Origin of the sequence: Desulfosediminicola ganghwensis (assembly GCF_005116675.2) — a bacterium.
In the GTDB taxonomy this organism is placed as follows: Bacteria; Desulfobacterota; Desulfobulbia; order Desulfobulbales; family Desulfocapsaceae; genus Desulfopila; species Desulfopila ganghwensis.
This window is the reverse complement of the sequence record NZ_CP050699.1, coordinates 3,910,760-3,922,500: the sequence shown is the minus strand read 5'-3', so window position 1 is coordinate 3,922,500 and position 11,741 is coordinate 3,910,760. Positions and strand designations below refer to the sequence as shown.

7 protein-coding genes (1 of these 7 cut by a window edge) are annotated in these 11,741 nt (G+C 46.1%); 5 read left to right on the top strand and 2 right to left on the bottom strand.

Annotated features, from left to right (window positions below):
* From FCL45_RS16775 to FCL45_RS16765, 3 genes are all read left to right on the top strand, one after another.
* Nucleotides 1–1,916, top strand: the 3' portion of a protein-coding gene (locus FCL45_RS16775) for a tetratricopeptide repeat protein (RefSeq protein ID WP_136799184.1). The gene continues 298 nt to the left of window position 1, outside the view; 1,916 of the gene's 2,214 nt are visible here — the last part of the coding sequence; its start codon lies off the left edge, out of view; the stop codon is at nucleotides 1,914–1,916.
* Between the two features lie 31 nt (nucleotides 1,917–1,947).
* Nucleotides 1,948–2,643, top strand: a complete 696-nt coding sequence (locus FCL45_RS16770) for an LOG family protein (protein ID WP_228721350.1) — start codon at nucleotides 1,948–1,950, stop codon at nucleotides 2,641–2,643.
* Nucleotides 2,644–2,723: 80 nt separating this feature from the next.
* Nucleotides 2,724–3,806 carry a type IV pilus twitching motility protein PilT gene (locus FCL45_RS16765; protein WP_136799185.1) on the top strand — a complete coding sequence of 361 codons (1,083 nt, stop codon included), beginning with the start codon at nucleotides 2,724–2,726 and terminating at the stop codon, nucleotides 3,804–3,806.
* Here FCL45_RS16765 and FCL45_RS16760 read toward each other — a convergent pair.
* Together FCL45_RS16760 and FCL45_RS16755 are read right to left on the bottom strand one after the other, a co-directional pair.
* Nucleotides 3,793–6,426, bottom strand: coding sequence for a DNA internalization-related competence protein ComEC/Rec2 (locus FCL45_RS16760; protein WP_136799186.1), 2,634 nt, complete (start codon nucleotides 6,424–6,426; stop codon nucleotides 3,793–3,795). The genes FCL45_RS16765 and FCL45_RS16760 overlap by 14 nt on opposite strands.
* Nucleotides 6,427–6,438: 12 nt before the next feature.
* On the bottom strand, nucleotides 6,439–7,716 hold the full coding sequence (locus tag FCL45_RS16755) for a 3-deoxy-D-manno-octulosonic acid transferase (protein ID WP_167495869.1): 1,278 nt from the start codon (nucleotides 7,714–7,716) through the stop codon (nucleotides 6,439–6,441).
* 154 nt (nucleotides 7,717–7,870) lie between these two features.
* On the opposite strand from FCL45_RS16755, the gene FCL45_RS16750 reads away from it, so the two are divergent.
* Nucleotides 7,871–8,617 (top strand): 16S rRNA (uracil(1498)-N(3))-methyltransferase, encoded by a 747-nt coding sequence (locus FCL45_RS16750; RefSeq protein WP_136799188.1) that lies wholly within the window; start codon nucleotides 7,871–7,873, stop codon nucleotides 8,615–8,617.
* Nucleotides 8,618–9,211: 594 nt separating this feature from the next.
* A complete protein-coding gene (locus FCL45_RS16745) occupies nucleotides 9,212–11,731 on the top strand; it encodes a glycosyltransferase family 2 protein (RefSeq protein ID WP_136799189.1) in 2,520 nt (839 codons plus the stop codon).
* The last annotated feature ends 10 nt before the right edge of the window (nucleotides 11,732–11,741 follow it).

Genomic DNA, 11,741 nt, shown 5'->3' with positions numbered 1-11,741 from the left:
TTGTTTTTATCGTAGATGGCGTTGATCCTTTGATCATACAGCGTGCAGCGGAGGATTGGCTGCTTGAGACCCGTGAGCAGCTGGCTCTGAAATTTCTTGAATGCAAACAGAGTTTCACTGACCCTGAAACCGGATTGTTGAACAACGTACACCTGTTTGGAGAGCTTAATTCCCTGGGGAGAGAAAGCTCGTACTCAATCGTTCTCGTGAAAATTCCTGCAAGGAACCAAGGACTCAGAGAGACATTCAGAAATGCTCAGCGAGCAGCATCTGCACTGAAATATTTTTGCGATAATCGATTTCTTCTTCACCATCTCGGGCAAAATATCTATGCACTTCTAACTGATAGTGAAAAGATGGCAGATGTTGAAAGCTTCAGTTCAAGTCTTGTTCATTATCTCAAGCGTGAAAATTTTTATCGGGTTCATATTGGCAGTAGTCAGTTTCCGGCAGAGGACGTTTCCGGGGACGATGCAAAACTGTATAATTTGCGCGATGACAATGAACCTGGTCTGCTCGATGAGGCGTGGACGGCTCTACACGAGGCAGCAAGAAGAGGGCCGTTTAGCTTTTGTGATTTCAGCTTGTTGGTGAATGCGGACAAACATCCGTTACGAAACCACAGGGGTGATATTCTCAGACGGTTCAGGAGGGCGAAATCCCGGGGGGACAAATTCTGCATTATTAAATTGAGCCTGCCGGAGTCTGATACGTCTACTGATGTTTCAGCCAGGCTCCAAGCGGTCTTGGAGTGCCTTGAGTTGCCTGAAGGTGTCATGCTCCGGTTCTTGGGTCTCGACAGGGGGAGTATAATTTTTGCCTCGGGCGCAGATAGAGACGGGGGGCTGGTGTTAGCCCAAAAAATAATTGCAGAATTGCAGGGAATCAAAGAGTTCTCAAACCTTTATGCCGGTGTGAGTTGTTACCCATATCTCGATTTCTCCAGTGCCGAGGCATTGCAGAATGCCCATAAGGCGTTGCTGCATGCAGAATTTTTCGGATCTGGCCACTCGGTATTGTTCGATGCCGTGTCACTCAATATAAGTGGGGACATTTATTTTGGTGATGGCAATCTTCCTAAAGCTATCAAGGAGTATAAACTTGGGCTTCGCTGCGATCCTGAGGATGTTAATCTGCTGAACAGTCTCGGGGTAACGTATGCGCTCATGAATCGTAACAACCTGGCTCGCAAGACATTTACCCGGGTACTTGAGGTTGATTGCGAAAACTACATGGCTCATTATAATCTCGGTCTGGGGGCACAGCAAAAAAACGATGCGGTTACCGCTCTGCATCACTTTACCGTGGCTCATTCTCTTTGCGAGAAAGCAGGCCAGCAGCAGGATATTTGTTGTGATTTGCGTTTGCAACTAGGCAAATTATGCTGCAGGGCTAAGGAGTATAAACAGAGCGTTCAGTATCTTACTCTCTGGATGGACAGCATGCCAGAATCGGAGCAGAGCAGAGCTTCACGTTATCTTGGTGAGGCATATCTTGGAGCGGGTGAGCCGCAGCGTGCTTTGCCTATCCTGCAAAAGGCCTTGAGCCAGAACCCTTTTGATGCAGAAATAATGAGCATGCTGGGTGAGGCGGTTTGGCTTGCGAAAGAAGGGGCTGAGATAGCGCTTTCATTCTGCAGGAAAGCAGTGGAGCTTGAGCCACAGGATTCTGTACTGCGATTACGGCTTGCCAAGGTGCAGTATCATGTGGGTGAAAGTGAAAGTTCATTAGCCAGCCTGAAGAAATGCCGTGGGGCATCAGTTAATCCCGTTGAGGTACAATTACTGAAAGCTATGGCATATGCAGATCTGAACCAAAAATTACGGGCACGGAGCTGGGCAGAAAAAGTGGTAGGTAGGGGTGATGATGGAGGTGAATTGTATAAAAAAGCAGATTTGTTAATAGCGTCTTTATAATCCGAGATGAACTCGCCAGGGAGGGAGGAGTATGGTACCGACCAAGAGAAATTGTGTGCACAATGGTATCCGAATGGAACCAAAGTACTGCCTTGATAATACCGTAATCGGTGATTCCTGGCGCATGTTCAGAATAATGTCGGAATTTGTTGACGGCTTCGATGCAATGTCTGCGGTGGATGTTCCCGGGGTTACTATTTACGGTTCAGCCCGAACCGATTCTTCCGACCCCTATTATCTGCTTACGGAGAAGATTGCTTCTGAACTTGCCAAAGCGGGATATGCCATCATTACCGGTGGCGGCCCCGGTTTGATGGAGGCGGCCAACAAGGGAGCTTTTGAAGCAGGTGGAATTTCAATAGGTTTGAATATCAGCCTGCCGCATGAACAGGATCCAAATCCATACGCTAATTTCCCTTTACATTTCAAGTACTTTTTTGTACGAAAAGTGATGTTCATGAAGTATTCGATGGCATTTATCTGTATGCCAGGTGGCTTCGGCTCTCTGGATGAGTTGTTCGAATCCCTCACTTTAATTCAAACCCAGAGAATAAAACCGTTCCCGATAGTACTGGTTGGTAGCGAGTTTTGGTCTGGGCTTGCCGATTGGATTAAAGATAAACTTTTGGGGAACGGGAATATTAGTGTAGATGATATGACGCTATTCCGGGTGCTTGATGATCCTGATGAAGTTGTGAGTCATATCAGGAAGACAGTGATTTTCTGATGTGGTCGTACATGCAAGGTTCTGCTTGGCCGGTTTGATGAAGTTCTGAAATTCCAGCTGGTTGGAAAAATAGGTGAATAATGGCTCAGATTGACGCGTTTTTTAAATTGATGAACGATGAAGGTGCATCGGATTTGCACATGGTTGCCGGGCAGCAACCTGTTCTCCGTATTCGTGGTGATATGGAGCGGGTGAAGTTCAAGGATCTGGACAACGATGAACTTCGTGCCATGCTCTATGAAATCTGCCCTGAAGAGAAGATCAAGGATTTTGAGGAGACCGGCGACATTGACTTTGGTTATGAGATTCCTGGTCTTGCCCGCTACAGGTGCAATTTCTTCCAGCAAAAATACGGGGTAGGTGCGGTATTTCGTGAGATTCCAAGTGAGATTATGACCTGCGAGCAGCTCGGTCTGCCTAAAGTGGTTTCCAGGCTCGCCTATCTGCCGAAAGGACTGGTTCTGGTGACAGGTCCCACCGGTTCCGGTAAATCTACTACGCTTGCGGCAATCGTTGATGAGGCCAATAAGGCACGAAAAGATCATATCCTGACTGTCGAAGATCCTATAGAATTTGTGCATCGCAGCCAGAAATCTGTTGTGAACCATCGAGAGGTGGGAACTCACACCAAAAGCTTCTCTGCTGCCCTTCGAGGCGCACTGCGTGAAGATCCGGATATCATCATGGTTGGTGAGATGCGCGACCTGGAAACCATCTCACTGGCAATGGAAGCGGCAATGACCGGTCACTTGGTTTTCGGTACCCTGCATACTATCAACGCCATGAAGACGGTTGACCGTATTATTGAAATTTTCCCTGCGGAGCAGCAGGGGCAGGTGCGGTCCACTTTGGCGGATGCTCTGCGTGCGGTTGTTTCCCAGACTTTGTTTAAGCGCACTGATGTGAAAGGTCGTTGTGCAGCGCTTGAGATCATGATTGCGACTCCGGCGGTTCGAAATCTTATCCGTGAGGGGAAAACATTCCAGCTCCTTTCGGTTATGCAGACCGGTAAGAAATTTGGTATGCAGACCCTTGACGATGCAATCTTGGAATATCTGGATAAGAGAATGATCAGCCCGGATGACGCATATTCAAATGCGGTAGAAAAAGCAAAATTTGCTAAATTTCTAAAAAAACCACCCTCTGATTTCACCGAAGTGTAGAGGTAGAAGCTTCTCTGGTGAGAGTGTTTGTAACCCTTTGCGGTTGAAGCCAGGTATGGCTCCGACGCAAAGGGTTTTTTGTTTGTTCCCGAACGAGTACAAAGGGGGTGCCACCTTTTATCAGGACCCTGATAGTGCCGTGTTCAGCTGTGACCAACAACGGAATGCGATGAACCTCACAATAGTCCCTGAGCATTGGGGAGGGAAATTGATGGGTTCTTGAGCGACCAGCGGAAGAGATTATCGCCTCCGGGGAAATATGTCGGAGAAAGTCGGGACAGTTTGACTCTGCAGAACCATGGTGTGAGGCCAGGAGGATGTTGTGATTTGAAGGTGTAATCTTGCTTATGACTTCAAGTTCCATCTCGCTGCTGATGTCACCTGGAAATATCAGTTGAAATGGATTCCTGGTATCAACGCGGTCATCAGAAAGAAAACCAGTAATCGCAAGTACTATACCACGATTATTAGTTTTTTGTTGATCATGATGACTGAGATTTGCAAGGCATAGTATTGAGGGATTCAGATCCTCACCATCAATACGCAGGAGATCTCCTGCGTAAGGTGTTTCAATTCTTACATTGAACTGTTTTGCAAGACTGAGCAATCGTTGATACCCGTAGGATTTTGTAGACTCGGTGCCGCTCCATAGGACATCAGGAGTAAATTGTTCAAGCAAAAAAGGGACACCGTTGTAATGGTCGCTGTCCTGATGGGTAATGAGTATCGCATTGAGCCTGGTGATGCCTCGCTGCCATAAAAATGGAGCAATGACGGATTGTCCAACCGAGTCAATGCCCAACGTCAGTGCTCCGCCATCAATAAGCACAGTCTTTCCGTCTGCGAATTCTACAACGGTCGCGCTTCCCTGACCGAGGTCGAGAAAGTGGATGGTTGTCGTGTTGTCATCATGATTTCCGAAGAGGGATGAATGGGGGAAGATGATTCCAGTCAGGCATATCGCGAAAGAGCATTGGGCTATTGTGCTCGTGAGTTTGGTTTTTCGAGGTTGCTGGAGAAAAAAGAGCACTAGAAAAAATGTGAAGTAGTAGCTGAGGAGAAGGAGACAGTGTGGCGGTGGGAGCCAGAGAGATGTATGGGGCAGTGCTGCGAATAAATTTGCCGTGGTGACACCAAGTTGCAGACCGATAGCACCAAGTTTGAGTAGAACTGCAGAGATATCCGGGACCAGGAATATAAATGGTAACGCAAGAAAGCCCAGCGGCAATGCCCATAAACATATCAACGGTTCGATGATGAGGTTGCTGATTGGTCCCAACAGCGGGAGTCGATGAAAATGAAAGGTCAATATTGGCGCAGTTCCCAGCACAGCAGCTGTGGAAGCGGTAATTCCTGCAAAAGTCCATTGGAGAGATCGTGATACAATCCTTCTGAGGCGGGTTTCTGATGAAGTTTCACTGCGGGCATACCTTTTCAGAATAGGCATAACCATCAAAATTGAGATAAATGCAGCAAATGTTAACTGAAACGAAACAGTAAACAGGGATTGCGGATTGGTTGCCAACAAAAGAAGCACTGCGACGGAAATCAGAGAAGAAAACGTTTTAGGGCGATCGGTGCAGAAGGCAAAGATAACAACACAACTCACTATGCAGGCACGGAGAACAGGTGTGTTCAGGCCGGCCAGCAACGCATAGCCAACCAGTATTGGCAGGCATAGGAGCCCAGCAATTTTTCTGGTGTTACAATGTAAAATGAGCCAGGTTGAACGCCTTAGTAACCAATAACAGACGGTAAAGAGTAAAATGGCGATCAGTGACATATGGATGCCAGAAATGGCAAGAATGTGCATCACACCTGCTTGTTTAAAGGCTTCGAGTGTTTGAGGGGAAATTTGGGTGCGATCGCCTAGCAATAATGCGCGGTATAAGCTGCTCGTTTCTCCAGGGAGTCTGCTGTCAAGCACACTCCCAATTCGTGTTCTCAGACGTTCCGGCAAATGCCTGATAGTTTCACCATTCTGTGGTATCGAGTGTATTGCTGAAATCTGGGAAGGAGAGCGGACGTAGCCTGTTATCCAGATTCCTTTTCGGGCGAGATATGCAGGATAATCAAATGCACCAGGTGTGTTGTAACGTGAAGGACGGTGCAAAGTAGTTCGTATGACCACTCTGGTGCCGGGCTCGATTTCCTGAGGCCATTGAAAACGCATCCTGATGAGAGCGGTTCCGACAACGCGCCTGAGATTGCTTTCACCTTTTTTCTGAAGAGAAGTTGCTGCGATTAATACCCTGCTGGTGGTGCCGTCAAATGAAGGCATAGTTTGTATATGGCCAATCAACACGACATCTTCGGGAGCGGATACAAGGTTGTAAAGATGGGCTGAGTCAGCAGGGGATTCACTGGTGATCAGGCCCTGGAAGTAGCCGGTAGCAAAAAAGAGCAACAGCGATGCTATCGCCGTACAAAATTTGTCCCGTTTAAAGAAGACGGAAAACAGAGCCAAAAGGACCGTTGGCAGGATGGTATAGGTAAGGGCTGAAACAACAGGTAGAATATATGCTGATGAAAAAAGTATCCCCAGAGTGTAGGCAGTTGTGTGGCAGGCGAGAAGATGATTGAATAGATTTAAACGTATCCGCTTTGCAATCATCTTCATTCAGCCATGACATCAAAGAAGTGAGCGTATGAGCTGTATATGTTTATCGATAACCCCTTGTTGGCGCATTATACATGCTCTTGCAGCTGAACCGGCATCTTTTCTTTTGTCAGGGTTTGTTATAAATTCTGAAATGATGTCCCTTAGTTGATCTGGTCCCGAGACTTGGTATCCACCTCCGGATGTCAGTAAGTCTTCTGCTATCTCTTGAAAATCTTCCATATGTTGTCCGTAGACCACCGGGACTCCCATTATTGCCGGTTCTATCGGGTTATGGCCACCCTGGGAGACCAAACTGCCGCCAACAAAGGCAATTGAACTGTGCTGGTAAAATTGCACAAGCTCACCTATGGTATCGACGATGAGTAGGTCAGCGGGTTGTTTGGGGGAAATGGAGCGAAGTAGGCCCTTAAGGTTCAAGGTGCCGGCTAACTGTTTAAGTTTTTCCCCCCGGTCTGGGTTTCGGGGAACGAGAATGAGATAGAGTTCAGGGTGTTGTTGTCGAAGTTCTCGATATACAGAGAAAATGATTTCCTCTTCGCCTTCATGCGTGGAGCCCGCGACGAAGATAGTGCGATTGGTCGGCAGCAGGGTAGTTATGTCAGGGGAATCACAGAAGGTTGTTGGAATGTCAAATTTGAGGTTGCCGAGGGTGAGCAGTTGTTCGTCTGTCACACCAAAATCCCTCATGCTGACGGTGTCTGCCTGTGTCTGCATAACCAGATGGTTGAAGCTTCCGAACATCGGGGCAAAGAAGAATGCAAATTTCTTGTAGATGCCTAAAGATTTTTGTGATATACGCCCGTTCACAAGCAGGGTTGGTATCTTTTTTCTATTGAGGAGAGTGAGCAGGTTGGGCCAGAAATCAGTCTCAACCTGAATATAGATATCTGGTTCAATATATTGCAGGTATCTTTGTACAACAGGGAGCAGGTCGATAGGTGATGGAAGAATAACATCTGCAGTTTCGGCCAGGCGGGTATTGGCAACTGCTTCACCTGTGGTTGTCGTAACCGTTACGACAATTCTGCTCTCAGGCCATGTTTGCCGTATTTTTGTTACCAGCGGGATAGCGGAAGTCACCTCGCCAACTGAGAGTGCATGTACCCAGAAAGTTGTATTGTTTTCATGATTGTTATTATATATCGGGAACTTGCGGTGAAGTTGCCACCCGAGTCGGGAAGGGATACGCTTGCGGTATTTCTTTTTTATAAGAACCAGGGCCAGAATAAGCGGCCATCCAATGGCCACAAGACAAAACTGTGCTATGTTGTAAAATATTGTAATCAAGAGAATACCCTCAAAACATGAATGCAAAGAAAGCAACCTGACCCGGGACCAGCAATGCAGGTCGTTGGATTGCAGAGGTAATTTATAGTAACCATAACTGACTTTTCTCATACGAATTGACCATAGAGTTATCATTGAAACCGGTAGATTGTAAATGAATATAATACTTGCAGAACAAGAAGAGATAGTTGATGCCAGGCTGACACTCACTGATCATCGCGCCCAGCATATTATCAAGGTGTTGCGCGCAAAAGCTGGGGATATTGTGCGTTTTGGCGTGGTTGATGGTAAAAAAGGCACTGCCGTTATAGAAAATATTCACAAGAAGCATCCACGTTCAGTCAGCTTGCAGGTGGAGCTGACTGAGCCAATGAATCCTCTTCCTCATATCGATCTTGTACTGGCATTGGCCAGGCCGATTATGATGCGTCGTATTCTCAGCCAGGCTACCGCACTGGGGGTAGGCAGTTTTCATTGTATTCATGCAAACAGAGTTGAGAAAAGCTTTTGGGAAGCGTCCTTGGTCGAGCAGGAAAGTTTTTACGACTATCTCTTGCAGGGACTCGAGCAGGCGGTGGATACCAGAGTGCCGGAAGTGACCTTTCACCGTCGTTTCAAACCATTTGTTGAGGATTTCCTGCCCGAAATAATTGAGAATTACTCCCACCTTCTGGCCGCTCATCCATCGGGTGATACTACTCTTGTCAAGGCAATGGCCCATAAACCACAGGGTAGAGTACTGCTGGCAATCGGTCCCGAAGGTGGTTGGGTTGATTATGAAGTAGAAAAATTTACAGAGGCAGGTTTTACAAGTTGTACAATTGGGGAGCGCATCCTCAAGGTTGACACCGCGGTAGTTGCGTTACATTCCCGTATTTCTCAGCTTCTGGAATCCAGTTAGTCCGAATTATTCATTATTCCAACCAGAGTCTGTTTCGAAGTTTTGATAGTAAACCATAGTAGTCTGTAAAGTAAGGGGTTATACCCATTGGGGTGTTTGACCGGTTCTGTCAGACTACTATGGAAATGAACGTTCTATAGGACAAATCCCAAAAACTTTTTTCAGGGTACCTCTGTCTGCTGAGCATTTTGACCAAAGAGTAGAAACTCCAATTTCTTGCAATTCCCTTAAGCCTGATGGTTGGTCTTCATGCTCACAAAATATCTTTGTTAAAAAGCACACCAAGTTTGGTGTGTGCCGGTTTTTTTGAAAAATCATACTTGAAACAAGAGCCTATTGACCAGGAACTGTCATATCCAAGTTAAATTTGAAGCTACTGGGGATATGCCTAATTGAAGCAACCTATCATCCAAATGGTGCATTCGTTTGGTGTGTCTGCTATTATTGAGAAGTTTAAGTAGGTCACATAACCAGAATGAAACACTGATGATATAAGCCTATAAATACAGTTTATCAGCAAGAGGCACTGCTTTTGTGCTTACACTGGATGAGGAGTCAGAAGTTGATGCCGGAGTGGGTTGCGGAGGGAGTATTATGAAAATGATACTAAGACGGATACGGCATTACGTTTTCACATGTTCTAACACCTCGTATCGAAAACTCTTGTTTTCAAGGCTTTTCGACAGCAGGTATTATCTGGCCAGCAATCCTGATCTCAAAGCTCGGCGATGGGATCTGATGTGGCACTATTTTGACCATGGTTGGCGTGAAAGAAGAAGGCCAAGTCTGTTTTTTGACAGTCATTGCTATTGTAGAAAGTATTTAGACGGCACCGAAGAACAGGTCAACCCTCTCGTCGACTATCTCGAAACTGGATGGAGGGAAGGCAAAAATCCCAACAACTACTTTGATAGCAATTTCTATATTGAACGGTATGGGAGAGCTATCAAGGGGAATATCAATCCCTTGACCCACTATCTGAAGATCGGGTGGAAACGTGATTTTCTTCCTTCTCCTCTATTTTTGGAGCGAAAGTTCGAACGAAAGTATTTCTATCTGAGAAGTAAAGGGTTCAATCCAATTTCCTACTTTCTTGAGCAGGAAGATCAAAAGAGAAACAGTCCTCCGGATTACTTTGACGCAGATTGTTACCATGATCGACATCCGTTTTTGCCGAAACAGAAGAAACTTCTTTGGCAGCATTACATTGTCCGCGGGTTACCGGATGGAAAAAGCCCTCTTCCTGTATTTGACTCACGCTATTATCAGGAGCAGAACCCCGATTGGAAGAAATCTCTGGCTGAGCCTTTTCAGCATTATCAGAAAAAAGAAAAACTTGATTACAGACGTCCCTCACCGTTTTTTGACCCTGAATTTTACAGGGCCGCTATCTGTCGCAGGCAGGAGCAGCACAAAAGTCTATTGGAACACTACTTGAAAAAAGGTGTTTTCGAGTTCAGGTATACCGATCAGCGTGTGGCAGATCTTGAATGTAAGCCTCTTATTAGTATTATCCTGCCTGTCTATAATCCCACTCAGGAACAGCTCAACCTCTGCATCCGTTCTGTCCTTTATCAGGCGTACCCGCACTGGCAACTGTGTATTTGTGACGACCGCAGTACAGAAGAACACGTTCAGCAGACCCTGGTGGATTGGGCACGTTTGGATGGAAGGATAACTGTGGTCTGTCACCTGAAAAACAGAGGGATCGCAGAGACGACCAATACTGCAGCGAGTATGGCATCAGGAGATTATATTGGTTTCTTAGATAATGATGACGAATTGAGAAGAGATTGTCTTTATCACGTTGTCAAGGCGATATCCAATACGGGCGGAGATGTTCTCTATACGGATGAAAACCTTGTGAATGAGTCAGGTGATCACCTATCTGCTTTTTATAAGCCCGGCTATAACAGGGAGTTGCTTTTAGGGCATAATTATATAACCCATTTTCTGGTGATTCAGCGTGGTCTTTTTGAACTGTGTGGTGGCTGTGACAAGGCAATGGATGGAGCACAGGATTTTGACCTTGCCTTAAAAGTTACTGAACAGGCAAAGCTTGTGGTGCACATTCCTGAGGTTGTCTATCACTGGCGGGTTTCTGATACATCGACAAATATCAATCATTGCCAAAAACCATATGCGGCAGAGGCCGGAAAGTTGGCAGTGCAAAGGGCTTTTTTGCGTTCAGGCATTGAAGCGAAGGTAGAGCATGCTGACTGGAACTTTTATTACCAACCGCGCAGAAAGCTTGTGGCTACTCCATCGGTCTCTATCATTTTATATCCTGAAGATGGAGTTCAGCATCCAGAAGATCGACTGGCAACTCTAGATCAAATTACCGATGGCTATGATAATGCCGAGCTACTCTTTACTTCTGGAGCATGTAACTCAAGATTAGGAGAACAATATCTGAAGATCGAGGCTGAATCAGATCGTTGTACATATCTCCCCAATCATGATTCCCCGGGAAAAGCTGAGCTACTCAATCGCGCAGCTAAACAAGCATCCGGCAAATATCTGATATTTTTATCAAGCAATGTTGCTCCGAAAGATACGAACTGGATTCAGCAGCTGTTGGAGTACGGACAAAACGAAGAAATAGGGTTGGTCACCGGCAGGCTCGAGTCTGCTGAATCCATGCTTGATATTTCACGGGTACCTGACGTACGTTCGGAATCTGTACTTTATTACTGGTGGTTTCTTCTAAACTGTTCGATTCATCTGAATGGTTTGAACCTCGCCCAGGAAGTCACTGCAGTCCCGTTTGAGATGTGCCTGGTGAGAAAAGAAGTGTTTGAAAGGGCAGGAGGTTTTTCAGCTGCCAGCTTCCCGTACCTTTTCATGGGCATGGACTTGTCTTTTATTCTGCGTTCCAAAGGTCTTATTAACATATATACACCATATTGCAGGGCATTATGGGATTACCAGCCGCTGCTTCAATTAGAGCAAAAAATGCAGGTGGCGTGGCAGAGAGAACAAAAAATATTCCAGAAGTTGTGGGGAGAGATGCTTTACCAGGGAGATCCCTACTATCACCCAGGTTGTTATCGTGAAGAGGGTATCAGTGATGAAGATTTTTTCGCGTGGTGTACTGGAGTAAGCGAAAAATAGGTGATTTTTT

Bases quoted from the DNA above. Each gene is read 5' to 3' on its own strand.
- FCL45_RS16770 (WP_228721350.1), top strand. From the start codon at position 1,948: ATGGTACCGACCAAGAGAAATTGTGTGCACAATGGTATCCGAATGGAA.
- FCL45_RS16765 (WP_136799185.1), top strand. From the start codon at position 2,724: ATGGCTCAGATTGACGCGTTTTTTAAATTGATGAACGATGAAGGTGCA.
- FCL45_RS16760 (WP_136799186.1), bottom strand. From the start codon at position 6,426: ATGAAGATGATTGCAAAGCGGATACGTTTAAATCTATTCAATCATCTT.
- FCL45_RS16750 (WP_136799188.1), top strand. From the start codon at position 7,871: ATGAATATAATACTTGCAGAACAAGAAGAGATAGTTGATGCCAGGCTG.
- FCL45_RS16745 (WP_136799189.1), top strand. From the start codon at position 9,212: ATGAAAATGATACTAAGACGGATACGGCATTACGTTTTCACATGTTCT.